Annotated in this window: 12 protein-coding genes; 7 read left to right on the top strand and 5 right to left on the bottom strand. The window is 57.1% G+C overall.

What is annotated here, in order from left to right:
* Window positions 1-423: 423 nt before the first annotated feature.
* Complete coding sequence (locus K5Y32_RS14785; protein WP_222184761.1) at window positions 424-1980, top strand: TerC family protein; 1557 nt, start codon at window positions 424-426, stop codon at window positions 1978-1980.
* A 56-nt stretch (window positions 1981-2036) separates the two neighbouring features.
* Here the strand turns inward: K5Y32_RS14785 and asmA are convergent, their stop codons facing one another.
* From asmA to udk, 3 genes are all read right to left on the bottom strand, one after another.
* Complete coding sequence (asmA, locus tag K5Y32_RS14780) at window positions 2037-3836, bottom strand: outer membrane assembly protein AsmA (protein WP_222184759.1); 1800 nt, start codon at window positions 3834-3836, stop codon at window positions 2037-2039.
* A gap of 144 nt (window positions 3837-3980) precedes the next feature.
* The gene (dcd, locus tag K5Y32_RS14775) at window positions 3981-4562 is read right to left on the bottom strand and encodes a dCTP deaminase (protein ID WP_007888946.1); all 582 of its coding nucleotides are present in this window, start codon (window positions 4560-4562) and stop codon (window positions 3981-3983) included.
* Between the two features lie 72 nt (window positions 4563-4634).
* Complete coding sequence (udk, locus tag K5Y32_RS14770) at window positions 4635-5273, bottom strand: uridine kinase (RefSeq protein ID WP_008104883.1); 639 nt, start codon at window positions 5271-5273, stop codon at window positions 4635-4637.
* A 230-nt stretch (window positions 5274-5503) separates the two neighbouring features.
* On the opposite strand from udk, the gene K5Y32_RS14765 reads away from it, so the two are divergent.
* From K5Y32_RS14765 to yegD, 3 genes are all read left to right on the top strand, one after another.
* On the top strand, window positions 5504-6115 hold the full coding sequence (locus K5Y32_RS14765) for a phosphatase PAP2 family protein (RefSeq protein WP_101763357.1): 612 nt from the start codon (window positions 5504-5506) through the stop codon (window positions 6113-6115).
* Window positions 6116-6276: 161 nt separating this feature from the next.
* Entirely contained in the window at window positions 6277-8841 is a 2565-nt protein-coding gene (locus tag K5Y32_RS14760) for a diguanylate cyclase (RefSeq protein WP_222184757.1), read from the top strand.
* Window positions 8842-8918: 77 nt separating this feature from the next.
* The gene (gene yegD / locus K5Y32_RS14755; protein ID WP_222184756.1) at window positions 8919-10271 is read left to right on the top strand and encodes a molecular chaperone; all 1353 of its coding nucleotides are present in this window, start codon (window positions 8919-8921) and stop codon (window positions 10269-10271) included.
* Window positions 10272-10343: 72 nt separating this feature from the next.
* Here the strand turns inward: yegD and K5Y32_RS14750 are convergent, their stop codons facing one another.
* Together K5Y32_RS14750 and K5Y32_RS14745 are read right to left on the bottom strand one after the other, a co-directional pair.
* A complete protein-coding gene (locus K5Y32_RS14750; RefSeq protein WP_167391199.1) occupies window positions 10344-11678 on the bottom strand; it encodes a carbohydrate porin in 1335 nt (444 codons plus the stop codon).
* 218 nt (window positions 11679-11896) lie between these two features.
* Window positions 11897-12859, bottom strand: a complete 963-nt coding sequence (locus tag K5Y32_RS14745) for an aldo/keto reductase (RefSeq protein ID WP_110866641.1) — start codon at window positions 12857-12859, stop codon at window positions 11897-11899.
* Between the two features lie 240 nt (window positions 12860-13099).
* On the opposite strand from K5Y32_RS14745, the gene K5Y32_RS14740 reads away from it, so the two are divergent.
* The 3 genes from K5Y32_RS14740 to mdtC are packed head-to-tail and all read left to right on the top strand — an operon-like array spanning window position 13100 to window position 20510.
* Window positions 13100-14320 (top strand): MdtA/MuxA family multidrug efflux RND transporter periplasmic adaptor subunit, encoded by a 1221-nt coding sequence (locus tag K5Y32_RS14740; protein ID WP_222184754.1) that lies wholly within the window; start codon window positions 13100-13102, stop codon window positions 14318-14320.
* Window positions 14320-17442 (top strand): MdtB/MuxB family multidrug efflux RND transporter permease subunit, encoded by a 3123-nt coding sequence (locus K5Y32_RS14735; protein WP_222184752.1) that lies wholly within the window; start codon window positions 14320-14322, stop codon window positions 17440-17442. Before K5Y32_RS14740 ends, K5Y32_RS14735 begins: the two co-directional genes overlap by 1 nt.
* Window positions 17439-20510, top strand: a complete 3072-nt coding sequence (gene mdtC / locus K5Y32_RS14730) for a multidrug efflux RND transporter permease subunit MdtC (RefSeq protein ID WP_222184750.1) — start codon at window positions 17439-17441, stop codon at window positions 20508-20510. Before K5Y32_RS14735 ends, mdtC begins: the two co-directional genes overlap by 4 nt.
* Window positions 20511-20542 lie beyond the last annotated feature (32 nt).

Here is a 20542-nt window from a genome sequence, read left to right as displayed (position 1 = left end):
GCTATTAACAACTTTGGCGCAGACATTTACTAACACGTTGCTATACTAGTTATTACTGGCTTGTTTACAAGTAGGCCCCGTGTTCCCTGCACTATTTTAGGAAAAAGACTACCAGCGATAAGTATTGATGCCAGCCCTTTCAGGCCATTTCCCCGTAAAATTCAGATAAATTCGATACTCTCCACCTCAATATTTTGCATTAAAAATGCACGCGTTTACCTGTTGAGAAAAATTAATACTGGCCATTACGAAAAGGATTTCTTTATCCATACTTTCATCTTATCCGCCGTGACAGCAGCCAGGAATAACCATCTTGATTTGCCGTTTCCGCAGATTTGACGGGCCGGAAGGTATTTGTACCCTTTACTTCATTTAACTATCATCAGATTAAGCTCAATTGATAGACATTAAGGTAACTAACGCATGTTGGAGTGGATCATTGATCCGTCGCTTTGGGCTGGATTAGTCACGCTAATCGTTCTGGAGCTGGTGTTGGGCATTGATAACCTGGTTTTCATTGCCATCCTCGTCGAAAAGCTGCCGCCCAAAGAACGCGACCGTGCGCGCATTATCGGTCTACTACTCGCGCTGGTGTCACGTTTAGCGCTGCTCGCCTCACTTTCCTGGCTGGTTACGCTTACAAAACCGCTGTTTACCCTGTTGCATCACGACTTCAGCGCCCGCGATCTGCTGCTGCTGTGCGGCGGCTTCTTTCTTCTTTATAAAGCCACCACCGAGTTAAACAGCCGCCTGGAAGGCGCTGACGAGGAAACTGGTCAAAATAAGAACGGTGCTAAATTCTGGCCGGTGGTGGCGCAAATAGTGGTGCTGGATGCCATCTTCTCGCTGGACTCGGTGATTACCGCCGTTGGCATGGTCAACGAGCTGCCGGTGATGATGGCGGCAGTGACGGTGGCAATTCTGCTGATGCTGCTGGCGAGTAAGCCGCTAACGCGTTTCGTCAACGGTCACCCGACCATCGTGATTCTCTGCCTGAGCTTCCTGCTGATGATCGGCTTCAGCCTGGTGGCCGAGGGTTTAGGCTTCATTATTCCGAAAGGCTATCTCTACGCGGCGATTGGTTTCTCCATCGTCATTGAGATACTCAATCAGCTGGCGATGTTTAACCGCCGCCGCTTTCTCACCGCTGGGCGCCCATTACGTCAGCGCACGTCGGAAGCCATTCTGCGCATTCTGCGCGGCGAGGCGCAGCGTGCGGAACTGGACGCCGATACCGCGTCACTGGTGAGCGACAGCGAAGAAGGCGCACTATTTAACCGCCAGGAACGGCGCATGATTGCGCGCGTGTTGGGGCTTGGTCAGCGCCAGATTAATAGCATCATGACGTCGCGCCACGACGTCGAACATATCGACCTCAGCGAAGATCCTGCGGAGATTATGGCGAAGCTCGATCGTAACCAGCACACGCGTATTCTGGTGACCGAACAGGGCCGCGACCCGCTTGGCGTAGTGCACGTGATTGATTTGCTGCATCAATCGTTGCACAGCAAATCACTGGATTTACGTTCGCTGATTCGCCAGCCATTAATCTTTCCTGAACGCGTCACCTTGTTGCAGGCGCTGGAGCAGTTCCGCAACGCGCGCACCCACTTCGCCTTTGTGGTGGATGAGTTTGGTTCGGTGGAAGGGGTGGTCACACTGAGCGATCTGATGGAAACCATCGCCGGCAATCTGCCGAATGAAGGGGAAAAAATCGATGCGCGCTATGATATTCAAGTGCTGCCCGACGGCGGTTGGGTGGCGAATGGTCATATGCCATTAGAGGATTTAGCCGTCTACGTGCAGCTGCCGCTCGATGAAAAGCGTAATTACCACACGCTGGCGGGATTACTGATGGATAGCCTGCAACATGTGCCGCAGGAAGGCGAAGAGTTGCAGATCGGCGATTATCTGCTGCGAACGTTGCAGGTAGAAAACCACCGCGTACAGAAAGTTGAGATAGTGCCGATCGCATCTTAACCAAGCAGGTCGCCATAAATGGCGACCCTACAACAATAGCGCAAGGCGACGTTGAATTATGGCTGTTTCCCCGGTTGCTGGCGATCCAACCACTGATTCAGACGCGACTTCGCTTCACTTTGCAACTGCTGACGCACCACGTCATCCACCGGCAACGAGTACTGCAAATTATTCCAGCCGCCGTACATGCGCAGCGGAATAGTTTGCTGGTTCAGCAGCGCAGCTAATTTGTCATCGCCCTGCCAGCCGCGCAGCATCATATTAATGGTGACGTCGAGTTGCTGCTTAACCATATCGACATTGCCTTTGGTCTGCACCGCCAGACGACTGTTGCCGCCCTGCAGATCCGGCAAGCTGAAGATGCCTTGCTTGAGACTGACGCGCCCACTTAACTGTTGAATGCCCTGATCGTCGGGTTGATCGTTGGTGACACGATTACTGACGCGCGCCACCGCACGACGCACCATCTGCTGCAGATTCAGCTGCGAAAGCTGCAAATTTGTCGCTTCCAGATCCGCACTGCCCTGCCAGTTACGTTTTGCCTCTTCGATGCTCAATCCAGCGCCGCTCACATCGCCTTTCAGTGAGACGGTGCCTTGAAGCGTTTCTGGCAGCTCTAAAGCTTTCAGCAGCGGCGCAATGGCGACGTTATCCAGCTCAGGCTGGAATGCCACTTGCGTCACCGGTTTGCGGATATCTACCGAACCAGGAACGGAGAAATGGCCTTCACCGAATTTGCCTTGCAGCTTACTCAGCGTCATCAAACCTTGCTGATTGCTGGCGTCGAGCTGCAAGTTGGTCAGCGTCAGGCCGCGCCACACGCTGCTATCGGCGGTGAGATTGAGCGTCAGATCCAGCTGATTCAGCGGTGAGTCGCTGTTATCACGCATCCGCGGCTCCGCAATCACTGGCGTGCTCACCACGTTGGCACGCTGCGGCGCGCTGCTATCCGTCAACGGTGCATTCGCCATCAACGCGTCGATGTTTAAACTGGTGGCATGCAGCGCCAGATTAAGCTGCTGCGGCAACGCCAGACGTCCCTCGGCGCTGCCATCCAGTGCGCTGTCATTGGCGGTAAGCTGCATCTTCTGTAAGGAGAAACGCTGATTGTCGCCGTTCCATTCGCCCTGACCGCTCAAGGTACCTTTAATCCCCTGCGTTGGCAGATTGGCGCCGTCGATGGCGTAATTCAACTCATCCAGCTGTCCGACCAGACGATGTGGATATTGCGCCACATTCATCTGCCCTTTGAGATTGACGCTAACATTGCGCTGATTACGCGAAATCCGGGTAGCCAGATTGATGCTGGCCTGCTTGCTGGCATCCTGATCGAGGTTGAGATTGAGGTCGCGGAAATTATATTCGTCGCCGCCGGGCTGCTGCCAAATCAGCAGGCTGTCGGCAAGACGCAGTTTGCCAATCGTGAATGACCAGCCGTTATCGCTGCTGCTCACTGGCTCGGCATCACCCGGCCCCACTGGCGCGCCGCTCGGCTTTTGTGCGGCGCTGTCTGGCGTGACGCGGATGATGGCGTTTTTCAGCATCACCTGGCTGACGCTAAGCTGATGCGACAACAGCGGCCAGAGATGGACATCCAGGCGCATATTATCGGCGGTGACCATCGGCTGCGTCGCACCCGGCGCGGTCAGACTCATGCGTCCGGCGAGAATGCTAAGCTGCGGCCAGACGTGCCAGCGCAGATCGCCGCCTACCTGAAGCTGATAACCACTGCGCTGTTCTACCTGCTTTACCATGTAGGTGCGAAAGTCGTTGGGATTGACCAGCAACACCAATGCCGTCATGCCCGCTACCACCACCACTAACAGGATGGCCAGCGTTGTTATCACTCTTCTCATCACATCCTCATTGCCTTCATACTTCACGTTGCAGCAGCGTTGGCTGCGCTCGCTCCCCGCGGTCACTTACTGATGTAAGCTGCCGGCGATTGACTCGCTTGCCGCCTTGCTGCACCTCGATGTATTTTGGCAAGCATTTTGTAGTCAGTCTTTGTCGATGCGGCTGGCATCCGCGCCCTGCTGACCACGATATTTGGCATCTTCGCGACGGTTATACGGTCGCGCAGCCGGGCCCGACAGCGGCTCAAAGCTCAGTGCACCAATTAACATGCCTGGACGCAGCGCCAGCGGCAGTTTGCCTGAATTATAGAACTCCAGCACGATACGACCTTGCCAGCCCGGATCGATACGGTGCGCCGTGACGTGCACCATCAAACCCAGGCGCGCCAGCGAAGAGCGGCCATCCAGCCAGCCGACCAGATCGTCAGGAATGGTGACCGATTCCAGCGTTACCGCCAGCGCCAGCTCGCCAGGATGCAGGAAAAAGGCTTCGCCTTCCGGCAGCACAATCTCGTCGCTCATCACACGGTCCAGCGCGGCACTGACTTCATGCTTTGGACCACTCAAATCAATAAACGCCGCCGTATGACCGCTAAAAGTGCGGAACTGATTGCCGAGGCGCACATCCACCGTGGCGCCGTTGATGCGTTCCACTGGCGGGCGCGGCTCAATCGCCAACTTTCCGTTGTCCAGCCAAGCTTCAATATCGCGATCGCATAATCTCATCGCAGGTACTCCATGAATTAAGTGTAGCGAATGGCTACGACAGCGCGTCACGCCGGGGCGGACGCCATGTCGTCAAAGATACTGATTAATCTTGGCCTTGAGGATATCAATCGCGATACGGTTTTTCCCGCCGCGCGGCACAATGATGTCAGCGTACTGCTTGGAAGGTTCAATAAACTGCAGGAACATCGGACGCACGGTCTTCTGATACTGGCTCATCACCGAATCCATGGAGCGACCGCGCTCATTCACATCGCGCTTCATGCGGCGCATCAAACAGATATCCAGCGGCGTATCGACGAAGATGGAGAAATTCATCTCCTGACGCAGGCGCGCATCGGTTAACAGCAAGATGCCTTCAAGGATGATGACTTTCTTCGATTTGAGATGAATACAGTCGCTGGTGCGGGTGTGCTCAACATAGCTGTAAACCGGCAACTCAATTTCCTGACCGGCTTTAAGCGCGCGCAGGTGCTGCAACAACAGATCATGATCCATCGCACTCGGATGGTCATAGTTGGTTTTCACCCTCTCTTCCATGGTGAGGTGGCTCTGATCTTTATAGTAGGCATCTTCGGGGATCACACCGATATGCTCGTCACCGACCTGGTCACGGATTTCACGATAGAGCGTGCTGGCGATAAGACTTTTTCCGGATGCGGATGCACCTGCGATGCCAACGATCACGCACTGATGAGACTTGTCAGTCATACTTTTTTGAGACCTGATAACTGGAGCCTGCCTAAGCCGAAGCTGCAACGGGCCGAATGAGAGGGTTAGTTGGCGGCAATTATAGGTATTTCACCGGGTTGATGCCAGAGAAATGGGCCAACGGCTTTTCAGAATATCCCCTTTTGCAGCCAGACGCTTAATCGATACACTGTTCATCTGCCAACACTGCAGCCGGCGTTGGCACTCCGAATATAGCCACAAGGAAAAGTATGAGCTGGAAAACCCTGACCTATTTTGGCGACAGCATGTTGCTGATCCCGACCGCGGTGATCATCGCGCTGGTCTTGCCATGGAAAAGCGACAACCGCCAAACCGTCTGGTATTGGGTGCTGGCGTTTGGTCTGGCTGGCCTGGTGGTGAGCGTCTCGAAAATCCTGTTTCTCGGCTTTGGCATTGGTAGCGCCCGATTCAACTTTACCGGCTTCAGCGGCCACAGCGCGATGTCGGCCACGCTCTGGCCGGTGATGATGTGGCTGATCTCCGGCCGCTGGTCGCCGCGCTGGCGCCTGTTTACCATTGGCATCGGTTATCTGATTCCGTTGATGGTCGGCCTGTCGCGCCTGGTCATCCACGCGCACTCCAAAAGCGAAGTGCTGGCGGGCCTGATGCTCGGCTTTACGCTTAGCACCGCATTCCTGCTGACGCAGCGCCGTACTTCGCTGAAGGGCTTTAGCCTGCCGCAGATTGGCGTCGCGCTGCTGGTGCCGCTGTTGCTGCTCAGCCACGGCCGCGTCGCCACCACGCAACAGTTCCTCGAACGCTTCTCTGCCAATCTTGCCGGCTTAGAAAAGCCGTTTACCCGCGCCGATCTTTTTCGCTAATCCCGTTTGGCCCTTTGCGCGCAAAGGGCCAATCAATTCAGTGAATAACGACTAAAGTCGAATTCCCCGCAGACATCTCAAACAGATGTGCTAGCATGCAAAATAGTGAATGATTGGCGCATTTTCCATCGTGAATCAGGTGCGCGCTGCTGGATTCTTGCATGACCCTCGAGATACTAACTTCACAGGAAAGGCCACAGCGAACCTGGCTCAATGCCTTGCTCATTGGCGGGCTCACTTTTCTACTGACGCTATTTTGCCTGGAACTGATTGTTGTCAGTGGCCGTATTTCGCCGCTTTGGTACTCCACCGCGCTGATGACGGTGATCGTGTTTCGCGCCCACTCCAAACACGTTCCCTTGCTGCTGCTTGCCTGCGTACTGGGTACCGCGTTGGCCAATCTGATCATTATTGGTCCCGCACTCAGTAACATTAAGTTCGCCATCTTAAATATGGTACAGGCGATTCTGGGCGGCGTGATGCTGCGCGCGCTGCTCGATCGCCGCGCCCCGCTCAATTCGTTACTCGACTGGGTGCGCTTTGCCCTGTGCGCCGGCCTGATTGCGCCGCTGTTAGGTGGCGTTGTGGCATTGTGGATGCTGCATGTGGGCAGCAATGCGTCACTGCCCTTCTTCTCGACGTGGGTGATTTCTGAGGTGATCGGCGTGCTGGCGTTTGGCCCGGTGTTATTGCTGTGGCCAAATAAACCGCTGCGCCAGATTTTGACGCCAGGCCGTCAGTTGGAAACCGGCCTGACGCTGCTTGTCACGCTGCTCGCCAGCTATTTGTCGCTGCGTTTTCTGCCGTGGCCCTTCACTTTTATTGTGGTGATTCTTTTTTGGTGCTCGGTGCGGCTACCCAAGTTCGAAGCGTTTCTGCTGTTCTTCCTCAACGCCAGTTTCATCTCGATTCTGCTGGCCTTTAACTGGGTCAACCTGGCGCACAACGGCATGCTGCTCGGCCAGGTCAGCACCTGGCTGCCGTTTCTGTTGGTGCTGCTGCCGAGCCACGTGATGGCGCTGGTGATGGATGCCTTCCAGCGCGAGAAGCATCATATCAGCGAGAGTGAAACCCGCTTCCGTAACGCCATGGAATACTCCGCGATTGGCATGGCGCTGGTTTCGCCGAATGGCGGTTGGCAGCAGGTCAATCATTCGCTGTGCCAGACGCTTGGTTTCCCGGCCGATGAGCTGAAAAAGCTCACCTTCCAGCAAATCACCCATCCCGACGATCTCAACAACGATTTACAGCAGTTGGAGCGATTGGTGGCGGGTGAAATCATGACCTACACCATGGAGAAGCGCTATTTCCGCAAGGATGGCGAAATCGTCTGGGCGCGCCTGACGGTATCGATGGTGCGCGACGCCGCGCAACAGCCGCACTACTTCATCGCGCAGATTATCGATATCTCCGAACTGAAGCAGAGTGAGCAGGTTAATCGCCGCTTGATGGAGCGCATCACGCTGGCCAATGAAGCTGGCGGCATTGGCGTGTGGGAGTGGAATCTGCTGACCGGCGAGATGTTGTGGGACAAGCGCATGTATGAGCTATTTGGCTTAAATCCGCATCAGACGCCCACCTACGATCTGTGGGTGCATCTGCTTGATCCGGCCGAGCGGGAAACCGCCACGCTTGCGGTGCAGCAGGCCATCGAACGCCGCAGCGCTTTCCAGCTGGAATACCGGATTAATCTACCGGAAGGCCCGCGCTACGTGCGCTCTGAGGCCAACCGCATTCTGAGTCAGGATGGGCAGATCGAACGTATGCTCGGCATCTGTCAGGACATCACGCCGCTGCGCGCGCTGAATGAAGCGCTGTTCCAGGAAAAAGAGCGCATGGCGATCACCCTCGATTCCATCGGCGAAGCGGTGATCAGTACCGATGATGAAATGCGCGTCACCTTTATGAATCCGGTGGCCGAAACGCTGAGCGGCTGGCCACAGGAAAAAGCCGCAGGCGTACCCATTACCGAACTGCTTAACATCACGCGCGGCGCGAGCGGCCCGCGCGTCGATAATTTGCTGTTGTGCCAGCTGCCGGACGAAAAAATCTCCCCCGAACTCGATGAAGAGCTGGTGCTGCATACACCAGACGGCACACGCGTGGAGATTCACTACAGCATCACGCCGCTGAAAACCCTGACCGGCGCCAGCATCGGCGCAGTGATGGTTATTCAGGACGTCAGTGAATCGCGCAAGGTGATGAAGCGCCTGAGCTACAGCGCTTCACACGATATGCTGACGCGCCTGCCAAATCGCCACAGCTTCGAGCAGCGTTTGAAGCAGTTGGTGAACGATGCGGCGAACAACCATACTCACCACGTATTGGTGTTTATCGATCTGGACAAATTCAAAGCGGTGAACGATACCGCCGGACACGCCGCCGGTGATGCGCTGCTGCGCGAACTGGCAGAGCTGATGCCGCATCATCTGCGCAGTAGCGATATGCTGGCGCGTTTAGGCGGCGACGAATTTGGCGTGCTAATGCCGAATTGCGAAGTGGATCAGGTGCGCGACGTGGTGCAGCGTATCGTCAGTGCCGTGAGCGAATATCGCTTTATGTGGCAGGATCAGCCTTATCACGTCGGCGCGAGTGCCGGCATCACGCAAATATATCAACGTAACTGCATCAGCAATGTGGTGATGTCACAGGCCGATGTCGCCTGTTACAGCGCAAAACACGCGGGCCGTGGTCAGTATCACGTTTATCAGGAAGTGCAGATGTAATCTGCCACGTCTGCCCATTGCCAGCCCGCGCTGGCTGCGCTAAAGTCGCCCCCTTTTTTCCGGCATGGGGGATAAATATGTTTATCGGATTCGATTACGGCACAGCAAACTGCTCAATTGCGGTCAGCGATAATGGCACGCCGCGCCTGCTGACACTGGAGAATGGTCAGCGCCTGCTTCCCTCCATGATTTGTGCGCCAACGCGCGAAGCGATCAGCGAATGGCTGCATCGCCATCATCAGGTGCCAACGCCCGACAGCGAAGGCACCGCGTTATTGCAGCGTGCGCTGCGCTATAACCGCGAAGAAGATATCGACGTCACGCCGGGCAGCGTGCAGTTCGGTTTGACCGCGCTGCAGCAATATATGGTCGATCCCGAAGAAGTGTGGTTCGTGAAGTCACCGAAATCCTTCCTCGGCGCTAACGGCCTGAAACCGCAGCAGATCGCCTTCTTTGAAGATCTGGTGTGCGCGATGATGCTGCACATTCGTCAGCAAGGCGAAACCCAGCTCGATCGCCCGATTGAGCAAGCGGTGATTGGTCGCCCAATTAACTTCCAGGGTTTAGGTGGCGAAGAGGCTAACCAGCAGGCACAAGGCATTCTGCTGCGTGCGGCACAGCGCGCCGGTTTTCGTGATGTCGAGTTCCAATTTGAGCCGGTGGCGGCGGGCCTCGATTTCGAAGCCACGCTGCAGAAAGAGACGCGCGTATTAGTCGTCGATATCGGCGGCGGCACCACCGACTGCTCGATGCTGCTGATGGGGCCGGAATGGCGTCATAAAACCGATCGCCGTGAAAGTTTACTTGGCCACAGCGGATGCCGCGTGGGCGGAAACGATCTCGACATTATGCTGGCGTTTAAAACCCTGATGCCGCTGCTGGGGCTCGGTGGCAATACGCAGAAAGGCACCGCGCTGCCCGCACTGCCGTGGTGGAATGCGGTGGCTATCAACGACGTTCCGGCACAGAGCGACTTCTATTCTGCGGCCAGCGGCAAACTGCTGCGCGATTTGATCCGCGATGCTGAACACAGCGACAAAGTGGCGCACTTGCTGAAAGTGTGGCAGCAGAAGCTGAGCTATCGTCTGGTGCGTGCGGCGGAAGAGAGCAAGATTGCGCTGTCGGAGGTGAAAGAGACCGATGCCTCGCTGGCATTTATCGCCGCGCAATTGCAGGCGCAAATTAGCGCTGCGCAGCTGGAAGACGCGATCAATCAACCGCTGGAACGCATTTTGGAGCAAGTGCATCTGGCGCTCGCCACCTGTGAAACCAAACCGGAAGTGATTTATCTCACCGGCGGTAGCGCACGTTCTCCGGTGTTGCGCGCGGCGTTACAACAAGCGCTGCCCGATACGCCTATCGCCAGTGGCGATGACTTCGCCTCGGTGACCGCCGGCCTCGCCCGCTGGGCCGAAGTGATGTTCAGATAAAAGTCAGGGCGGCCTCATTGCCGCCCTGCTTTACTTTGTAGGGTCGCCATTCATGGCGACCAGTCTCACACATTAGAAATTCACGTTCGCACTGATCCCACCCACAAACGCATCTTTCACTTCACTCACCGCACCCGGCGCGACCACATATTGCAGGTTCGGACGCAGCTGCAGCCATTTGGTCAACTGCGCGTTGTAGTAGATCTCATAGTTGTACTCTGAGCCATCCTGAATCGGCAGATAGGTTGGGCTATTAAAGTCGGTCTCGCCGTTCGCGTTGTTCTGCTCACGCTGCGAACGCGTGTAAGCGCTGTTAACGTGAATACGTGCCGCACCCACACCAATCTCATCCTGCGGACGCGCATCAAACGGCCCTTTCCAGGTGAAACTCACCGACTGATAATTATCCGTTTTAGAGGTTTTGTGGTCGTTCATCACCGCTTGAACGGTGACGCCCAAACCACGGCTGGCATCGCCGCCCTGCGCGGTCAGTTGCTGTTGCAACAGCACGTAGCCGCCGTAAGCGTGATCCTGGCTTTGATAAGCCCCATCGCGCCAGCTGCCGTAGTTGTCGCCGTTAGCCGAAGAGTAGTAATAGCCGATACGGTAATTACCCGGCAGCTTGTCGGCGCCTAACGTCGGTTTCCAGCCCAACTCTACCGGCACCAGATTGCCTTCGGAGTTGCTGGTATCAAGACGGAATCCGTCGCCGCGATCGTAGTTGGCGCGGTTCTGGTTATAGAAGCCCACCTGGAAGAACACTTCTGGTGTGATATTCACCTTCACGCGGCCGCCCCATTGGGACACCGGCCAGTTGAACCAGCGATCGCCACGCCAGTTACCGGCCTGGCCGCTACCGAACGCCAGGTTCTGGAACTTACTGTCAAAGTTATCGAAATCTTCACCGACGGTAACGCGACCGGCTTTCAGGTTCACGGTGTTATCGAACAGACCTTTGCTTAACCAGAACTGGGTTAAACGCCAGGTTTGGCCGCGTCCGTACACTTCCTGAGTTGAGGACAACATGCCGGTGCGACGATCGGCGACCTGGTCGGAAATGTTCTGACCATTACGATCGGTAATCGTCATCTGGAATTGCGCATCCTGCCAGTTGAGCAGTTTTTCCAGGTCGAAGTTAGCGCCAAACGCCCACTGATCGCTGTAGCGCATTGAGGTGTTGGTATCGGCGCCGCCCGCCAGATTGGAGCCGCTTTCCATGGTGTAGTTAACGTCGAATTTTATGCCGTCATTTTCCAGCTGCGTTCGGTAACCGCCCCAATCACCAAACATATAGGGAGAGTCGTAACTGAAAGCATCAGCGGCCAGCGCAGATGCACTCAGCATCGCAAACATCAGAGTTCCCGCTGCCAGGCGGGGTAAATGCTGCACTGCTTCTTTTCTGTTCATGATGGTTATTCTTATATGAAGTTACTGGAATGGATCGAACAGAGGATAGTGCTGAGGATTTGTCAGTTTTTGCAAATATGTGCGCAGTTTACCGCAGGATGATAGTGCGTTAACGCAATTGTGACGTCTGTCGATGATTGAAAATCTTTTGTGGGAAATGGCATTTTTTGTGAGGCAGAGCTGGAAAATAGCGGGACGCCGCAGCGTCCCTGAAAACCTTACAGTTTGCTGGCGCTCGCCAGCTCTTCGATCTCTTGCTTGCTGAGCTCGAGCTGGGTGGCTTTCACCAGTTCATCCAGCTGCTCCAGCGACGTGGCGCTGACAATCGGGGCGGTAATGCTCGGACGGGCAATCTGCCACGCCAGCGCGACCTGCGTTGCCGATACATCGTGCGAGGCGGCGACATCTTCCAGCGCTTCAACAATGCGCTTGCCGCGTTCATTCAGATACTTGTCGACGATGCCCTGCCCGCGCTGACTTTTGCTGGCATCCTCTGGCTTTTTGTACTTACCGCTGAGGAAGCCGCTGGCCAGCGAATAGTAGTTAATCACGCCGAGGCCATTTTTCACCGCAACCTGCTCCAGACCGCTTTCATACTCCTGACGATCGTAGAGATTGTATTCCGGCTGCAGGGTTTCATAGCGCGCCAGGCCATGTTGCTTGCTCACGTCCAGCGCTTCCTGCAGACGTTTAGCGTTGTAGTTAGACGCGCCAATGGCACGCACTTTGCCCTCTTTGATCAGCGAATCGAAGGCTTTCAGCGTGTCCAGCAGCGGCGTCGCGTCATCATCGCGGTGCGCCTGATAAAGATCGATGACGTCGGTTTGCAGGCGGCGCAGCGAATCTTCTACCGCCTGACGAATGTAAGCCGGCTTGAGGCCGGTTTTCTCCGGCGACAGCTCCATGCCGACTTTGGTGGCCAGCACGATGCTGTCGCGCTTGCCGCTTTTCTTCAGCCATTTACCGATGATGGTTTCCGATTCGCCACCTTCATTACCCGGCGCCCAGCGCGAATAAACGTCGGCGGTATCGATGAAGAACAAGCCCTTCTCCACCAGCGCATCAAGCAGGGAAAATGAGGTTTTCTCATCCACCGTCCAGCCAAACACATTGCCGCCAAAGGTGAGACGGGGAACTTCAATACCGCTGTCGCCGAGCTGGCGGAGTTTCTGTTGACTCATTTTGTTCTCCTTATTCAAACGAGACAGGTCTGTATTGAGCTTAGCAAAGGAAATTGCCGCGCTTATGCCTATTGCTGGCAGAATATTTACAGAATATGAATACTTACCTTCAATGGGGCGATATTCTTATTTCCTTCAATTTTTGCCCGGTCCGGGCGACTACAATCATTCGTTTGCGAAATGGCTATTTTTATATTTCGCATTGGGGAAAACGAAAAATGCTGGAGAGCACACGCCTTGATGAACCGTCGAATTAAAACAAGCTTACTGGCCGTAGCCGTGATTGCCGTGCTGGCGGGCGGATATTATTGGTGGCAGCATCCAGCGGAACCGAATAAACAGCCGCAGGCCGAAGGTCAGCAGCAGCGTGGTCGCGGCGCAGGTGGCAAACGCCCCTTAGCGCCAGTGCAAGCCGCCGCTGCCACCACCCAAAGCGTGCCGTATTTCCTCAGTGGCCTTGGCACCGTGACCGCCGCCAACACCGTTACGGTGCGCAGCCGCGTTGACGGCCAATTGATGGCGCTGCACTTCCAGGAAGGAGAGCAAGTGGCCGCTGGCGCGCTGCTGGCGGAAATCGATCCGCGCCCTTATCAGGTGGCATTAACTCAGGCGCAGGGCCAACTGGCAAAAGACCAGGCTACGCTCGCCAACGCGCGCCGCGATCTCAGTCGCTATGAAAAACTGGCGAAAACCTCGCTGGTATCGCAGCAGGAACTCGATACGCAACGTTCGCTGGTGAGCGAAACGCTCGGCACCCTAAAAGCTGATGAAGGCAACGTCGCCAGCGCCCAGCTTAATCTCACCTACAGCCGCATTACTGCGCCGATTGGTGGACGGGTCGGCTTGAAGCAGGTGGATGTCGGCAACTACATCACCTCCGGCGATACCACCGGATTGGTGGTGATCACCGAAACGCACCCCATTGACGTGGTGTTCAGCGTCGCCGAGAACAACATCAGCCAAATCCTCAAAGCGCAGAAAAGCGGACAGCCGCTGATCGTCGAAGCCTGGGATCGCAGCAACAAAACGCTGCTGACCAGCGGCACGCTGTTGAGCCTCGATAACCAGATTGATGCCACCACCGGCACCATCAAACTCAAAGCACGCTTCAGCAACGAAGATGACACGCTGTTCCCTAATCAGTTTGTCAACGCGCGTCTGAAAGTGGACACCTTGCAGGATGCGGTGGTGATCCCCACCGCCGCGTTGCAGATGAGCAACGATGGTCACTTTGTCTGGGTGGTCAACAGCGACAACAAAGTGAGCAAGAAACGCGTTACCGCCGGTTTGCAGGATAGCCAGAAAGTGGTGATCAGCGCGGGACTCGAAGCGGGCGATCGCGTGGTGACCGACGGGCTCGATCGCCTGACGGAAGGCGCCACCGTTGAAGTGGTGGCGCCACAAAGCGCCGCGACCCACAGCACGCGCGCTGCGCAGCCCGCACGCGGAGAGCGTCAATAATGCAGGTGATGCCTCCTGACAGCAGCGGTGGACCTTCGCGCCTGTTTATTCTGCGCCCGGTCGCCACCACGCTACTGATGATCGCCATTCTGTTAGCCGGCGTGCTCGGCTACCGTTTTCTGCCGGTCTCCGCGTTACCTGAAGTCGATTATCCGACCATTCAGGTGGTTACGCTCTATCCCGGCGCTTCTCCCGATGTGGTGACCTCTTCCATTACCGCGCCGCTGGAACGCCAGTTTGGCCAGATGTCCGGCCTGAAGCAGATGGCGTCGCAGAGTTCGGGCGGCGCGTCGGTTGTCACATTGCAGTTTCAGCTGACGCTGCCACTGGATGTTGCCGAGCAGGAAGTACAGGCAGCGATCAACTCCGCCACCAATCTGCTGCCGAGCGATCTGCCAAATCCCCCGGTCTACAGCAAAGTGAATCCGGCCGACCCGCCGATCATGACGCTCGCCGTCACCACCACCAGCATGCCGCTCACGCAGGTGCAGGACATGGTGGAAACGCGCGTGGCGCAGAAGATTTCTCAGGTGTCGGGCGTGGGTTTAGTCACGCTGTCGGGCGGGCAACGTCCTGCGGTGCGTGTGAAGATGAACACCCAGGCGCTGGCCGCGCTCGGCCTGACCAGCGAATCGGTGCGCACCGCCATTACTAACGCTAACGTCAATTCGGCGAAAGGCAGCCTCGACGGCCCAACGCGCTCAATTACGCTGTCGGCCAACGACCAGATGACCTCGGCGGAAGACTATCGCAAGCTGATCATCAGCTATAACAACGGCGCGCCGGTGCGACTGGGCGATGTGGCGACCATCGAACAAGGTGCCGAAAACAGCTGGCTGGGCGCATGGGCGAACCGTCAGCAGGCGATTGTGCTCAACGTGCAGCGCCAGCCCGGCGCTAACATCATCGCCACCGCCGATAATATTCGCGCCATGCTGCCCGGATTAACCGCCACGCTGCCGAAATCGGTGGAGGTGAAACTGCTTACCGACCGCACCACCAACATCCGCGCTTCGGTCAGCGATACCCAGCACGAACTGATGCTGGCGATGGGTTTGGTAGTGATGATTATCTACCTGTTCCTGCGTAACGTTCCGGCGACCCTCATTCCCGCCGTGGCCGTGCCGTTGTCGCTGGTCGGCACCTTTGCCGCGATGTATTTCCTGGGCTTCTCGATCAACAACCTGACGCTCATGGCGCTGACCATCGCCACCGGTTTTGTGGTTGATGACGCCATCGTGGTGATCGAGAACATCTCGCGCTATATCGAAAAGGGCGAAAAGCCGCTGACGGCGGCGCTGAAAGGCGCGGGCGAGATTGGCTTCACCATTATCTCCCTCACCTTCTCGCTGATTGCGGTGCTCATTCCACTGCTGTTTATGGGCGATGTGATTGGCCGCTTGTTCCGCGAATTCGCCGTGACGCTGGCGGTGGCGATTTTGATCTCCGCCGTGGTGTCGCTGACGCTGACGCCGATGATGTGCGCCCGCATGTTAAGCGCTGAATCGCTGCGCAAGCAGAACCGCTTCTCGCGGGCCAGCGAAGCGATGTTTGACCGCATTATTGCCCGTTACGGACGCGGCTTAACGCGCGTGCTGCTGCATCCGTGGATCACCTTATCGGTAGCGCTCGGCACCTTGCTGATCACCGTGTTGCTGTGGATCATGATCCCCAAAGGCTTCTTCCCGCAGCAGGATAACAGCATTATTCAGGGCACCTTGCAGGCGCCGCAGTCGGTCTCTTACGCCAACATGGCAGAGCGCACGCGCGATGTCGCCTCGATCATCATGAAAGATCCGGCGGTGCAGAGCATGACCTCGTTTGTCGGCGTCGATGGCACCAACGCCGCGCTCAACAGCGCGCGCCTGCAAATCAACCTGAAGCCGCTGGATGAGCGTGACGATCGCATTCCGGCCGTGCAGCAGCGTCTGCAACAGGCGTTAGCCAAAGTGCCCGGCATTTCCCTGTGGCTGCAGCCGGTGCAGGATTTGACCATTGATACCCAGGCGAGTCGCACGCCGTACCAGTTCACGCTGCAATCGGGTTCGCTGGAGTCGCTGAGTTTGTGGGTGCCGAAACTGCTGGCGCAACTTAACACGCTGCCGCAACTGCGCGACGTCAGCAGCGACTGGCAGGATCAAGGTCTGGAAGCTTTTGTACGTGTCGATCGTGACAGCGCCAGCCGCCTCGGCATCAGCATGGCCGACGTGGATAACGCGCTGTATAACGCCTTTGGCCAGCGCCTGATCTCGACCATTTACACCCAGGCTAATCAGTATCGCGTGGTGCTGGAACAGAACAGTGATGCCACGCCGGGACTGGCGAGCCTTGACGGCATTCGCCTGACCAGCAGCGACGGCGGCAGCGTGCCGCTCAGCGCCATCGCGCAGATTGAGGAGCGCCACGCCGCGCTCAGCATCAACCATCTCGACCAGTTCCCGTCGGCGACCTTCTCGTTTGATGTCGCGGAGGGGTATTCGCTGGGCGATGCGGTGAAGGCGGTGAGCGCAGCGGAAGATCAGGTCGGCATGCCCGCCGAAATGATGACGCAGTTCCAGGGCAGCACGCTGGCCTTTGAAGCGGCGCTGTCCAGCACCGTGTGGCTGATCGTGGCGGCGGTGGTGGCGATGTATATCGTGCTCGGCGTGCTATATGAGAGCTTTATCCATCCCATCACTATTCTCTCGACGCTGCCCACCGCCGGTGTCGGCGCGCTGCTGGCGCTGATGCTGAGCGGTAATGAGCTGGATATCATCGCCATTATCGGCATTATTTTGCTGATCGGTATCGTGAAGAAAAACGCCATCATGATGATCGACTTCGCGCTGGCAGCGGAACGTGAGCAAGGCATGGCGCCGCGCGAGGCGATTTATCAGGCGTGCTTGCTGCGTTTCCGCCCGATTCTGATGACCACATTGGCGGCGCTGCTCGGTGCACTGCCGCTGATGCTGAGCACCGGCGTTGGCGCGGAGTTGCGTCGTCCGCTGGGGATCGCCATGGTGGGCGGTTTGGTGGTGAGCCAGGTGCTGACGCTTTTCACCACGCCGGTGATCTATCTGCTGTTTGATCGCCTGTCGCACGCTACGCGCCGTCGCTTTAAGCGCCCGGAGGCGCAGTCGTGAAGTTTTTCGCGCTGTTTATCCATCGTCCGGTCGCCACCACCTTGCTGACGCTGGCGATTGCGCTGGCCGGTATTCTCGGCTTCCGTCTGCTGCCGGTGGCGCCGCTGCCACAGCTGGATTTCCCGGTGATTTTGATTTCGGCTTCGCTGCCCGGTGCGTCGCCGGAAACCATGGCGGCATCGGTGGCAACGCCGCTGGAGCGCTCTCTAGGACGCATCGCGGGCGTCAGCGAAATGACCTCCACCAGCTCGCTGGGCAGCACGCGTATCATTCTGGTGTTCGATTTTGATCGCGACATCAACGGTGCGGCGCGCGATGTGCAGGCGGCGATCAACGCCGCACAAAGCCTGCTGCCAACCGGCATGCCGAGCCGTCCCAGCTATCGCAAAGCCAACCCTTCCGATGCGCCGATCATGATCCTGACGCTGACCTCGGACATTTATAATCCCGGTCAGCTGTATGATTACGCCTCAACGCAACTGGCGCAGAAGCTGTCGCAGATCGAGGGCGTAGGCGATGTGACGGTCGGCGGCAGTTCGCTGCCGGCGGTGCGCGTTGAACTCAATCCGCAGGCGCTGTTCAACCAGGGCGTATCACTGGATGCGGTGCGTACCGCCATCAGCAACGCCAACCAGCGCCGTCCGCAGGGCGCGATTGACGACGTGCAGCAGCGCTGGCAGTTACGTACTAACGGAGAATTGCAAACCGCCAGCGAATATCAGCCGCTAGTGGTGCACTACAACAACGGTGCGGCGGTGCGCCTCAGCGATGTCGCTAACGTGCAGGATTCGGTGCAGGATGTACGCAACGCCGGGATGACCAACGGTAAAGCGGCGGTGCTGCTGGTGGTGCGTAAATCGCCGGAAGCCAACATCATCGATACCGTCGATCGCATTCGTGGCGAATTGCCGGAACTGCACGACGTGATCCCCGCTGCCATCGATCTGCAAATTGCGCAGGACCGCTCGCCAACGATTCGCGCCTCGCTGCATGAAGTGGAGCAGTCGCTGATCATCGCCGTCGCGCTGGTGATTCTGGTGGTGTTTGCCTTCCTGCGCGACTGGCGCGCCACGCTGATCCCCGCTGCTGCGGTGCCGGTTTCATTGATTGGCACCTTCGCCGCCATGTATCTGTGTGGCTTCAGCCTGAATAACCTTTCGCTGATGGCGTTGACCATCGCCACCGGATTTGTCGTCGATGACGCCATTGTGGTGCTGGAGAACATTGCGCGCCACGTCGAAGCGGGCATGAAGCCGCTGCAGGCGGCGCTGACCGGCGTGCGCGAGGTCGGTTTTACCGTGCTGTCGATGAGCCTGTCGCTGATTGCCGTGTTCCTGCCACTGCTGATGATTGGCGGCATTATTGGCCGCTTCTTCTCGGAGTTCGCTATTACGCTGTCGGTGGCGATTCTGATCTCGCTGTTTATCTCGGTCACGCTGACGCCGATGATGTGCGCCTATCTGCTGAAACCGCAGGTCAAACGCAGCCAGCCGCGTATCCGCGGTTTTGGCAAGCTGCTGATGAAGGTGCAAAACGGCTACGCGCGCTCATTGGGTTGGGTGCTGAATCACGCTATTTGGGTGCTGATGTTGCTGCTCGGCACCGTGGCGCTCACCGTTTGGCTGTTCATCTCGATTCCGAAAACCTTTATGCCGGAGCAGGATACCGGCCGCTTACAAGGATTTATCTCGGCGGATCAGAGCATTTCGTTTCAGGCGATGCGCGGCAAGCTGCAGGATTTCATGAACATCATCAAAGCCGATCCGGCAGTGGATAACGTCACCGGCTTTACCGGCGGTTCACGTACCAACAGCGGTTCGATGTTCGTCTCGCTCAAGCCGCTCTCCGAGCGCAGCGAAAGCGCGCAGGAAGTGATTGCCCGGCTGCGTATCAAGCTGGCGAAAGAGCCCGGTGCCAATCTCTATCTCAACGCGGTGCAGGACATTCGTATTGGCGGACGTGAGTCCAACGCCAGCTATCAGTACAGTTTGCTGTCGGATAACCTGAATGATTTGCGCGAATGGGAGCCGAAAATCCGTCAGGCGTTCGCCGCCCTGCCCGAGCTGGCGGACGTCAACTCGGATCAGCAGGACAACGGCAGCGAAATGAATCTGACTTACGACCGTGAAAGCATGGCGCGGCTCGGCATTGATGTCTCTGCCGCTAATGCCCTGCTGAATAACGCCTTTGGTCAGCGCCAGATCTCCACCATTTATCAACCGCTCAACCAGTACAAAGTGGTGATGGAAGTTGATCCGCGCTACACCCAGGACATCAGTTCACTCGATCAGATGTTTGTGATCAACAGCGACGGCAAAGCAATTCCGCTGAGCTGGTTTGCCAAATGGCAACCGGCCAACGCGCCGCTATCGGTGAACCACGAAGGCTTGTCGGCGGCGTCCACCGTTTCCTTCAACCTGCCGGAAGGCGTATCGCTGTCGCAGGCGTCTGAAGCTATTGACCGCACCATTACCGCGCTTGGCGTGCCTTCCAGCGTGCGCGGCAGCTTTGCCGGCACCGCGCAGGTGTTTCAGCAGTCGCAATCCAATCAACTCTACCTGATGCTGGCGGCGATTGCGGCGGTGTATATCGTGCTGGGCATTCTGTATGAGAGCTATGTGCATCCGCTGACCATTCTCTCCACGCTGCCGTCGGCGGGCGTCGGCGCGCTGCTGGCGCTGGAGCTGTTCAACACGCCGTTCAGCCTGATTGCACTGATCGGCATTCTGCTGCTGATCGGTATCGTGAAGAAAAACGCCATCATGATGGTCGACTTCGCGCTGGATGCCGAGCGCAACGGCAATCTGTCGCCGCGCGACGCGATTTTCCAGGCGTGCCAGCTGCGTTTCCGCCCGATTTTGATGACCACGCTCGCCGCGCTGTTTGGCGCACTGCCGCTGGTGTTGACCAGCGGTGACGGCGCGGAGCTGCGTCAACCGCTCGGCATCACCATCGCCGGGGGTTTGGTGATGAGCCAGTTGCTGACGCTCTACACCACGCCGGTGGTCTATTTGATGATGGATAAGCTGCGGCGGCGTAAGAAAAAGGTTCAGTTAACCGCTGAATGACCTGCTACATACGCTTGCTATGTAGCATGAAG

Source organism: Pantoea sp. DY-15 (genome assembly GCF_019795935.1).
In the GTDB taxonomy this organism is placed as follows: domain Bacteria; phylum Pseudomonadota; class Gammaproteobacteria; order Enterobacterales; family Enterobacteriaceae; genus Pantoea; species Pantoea leporis.
Note: the sequence above shows the minus strand (reverse complement) of the source record. Positions and strands in the feature narration are given on the sequence as shown.

What these genes read in the sequence shown, in the direction of transcription:
- K5Y32_RS14785 (WP_222184761.1), top strand. Translation starts at nt 424, where the DNA reads ATGTTGGAGTGGATCATTGATCCGTCGCTTTGGGCTGGATTAGTCACG.
- asmA (WP_222184759.1), bottom strand. Translation starts at nt 3,836, where the DNA reads ATGAGAAGAGTGATAACAACGCTGGCCATCCTGTTAGTGGTGGTGGTA.
- dcd (WP_007888946.1), bottom strand. Translation starts at nt 4,562, where the DNA reads ATGAGATTATGCGATCGCGATATTGAAGCTTGGCTGGACAACGGAAAG.
- udk (WP_008104883.1), bottom strand. Translation starts at nt 5,273, where the DNA reads ATGACTGACAAGTCTCATCAGTGCGTGATCGTTGGCATCGCAGGTGCA.
- K5Y32_RS14765 (WP_101763357.1), top strand. Translation starts at nt 5,504, where the DNA reads ATGAGCTGGAAAACCCTGACCTATTTTGGCGACAGCATGTTGCTGATC.
- K5Y32_RS14760 (WP_222184757.1), top strand. Translation starts at nt 6,277, where the DNA reads ATGACCCTCGAGATACTAACTTCACAGGAAAGGCCACAGCGAACCTGG.
- yegD (WP_222184756.1), top strand. Translation starts at nt 8,919, where the DNA reads ATGTTTATCGGATTCGATTACGGCACAGCAAACTGCTCAATTGCGGTC.
- K5Y32_RS14750 (WP_167391199.1), bottom strand. Translation starts at nt 11,678, where the DNA reads ATGAACAGAAAAGAAGCAGTGCAGCATTTACCCCGCCTGGCAGCGGGA.
- K5Y32_RS14745 (WP_110866641.1), bottom strand. Translation starts at nt 12,859, where the DNA reads ATGAGTCAACAGAAACTCCGCCAGCTCGGCGACAGCGGTATTGAAGTT.
- K5Y32_RS14740 (WP_222184754.1), top strand. Translation starts at nt 13,100, where the DNA reads ATGAACCGTCGAATTAAAACAAGCTTACTGGCCGTAGCCGTGATTGCC.
- K5Y32_RS14735 (WP_222184752.1), top strand. Translation starts at nt 14,320, where the DNA reads ATGCAGGTGATGCCTCCTGACAGCAGCGGTGGACCTTCGCGCCTGTTT.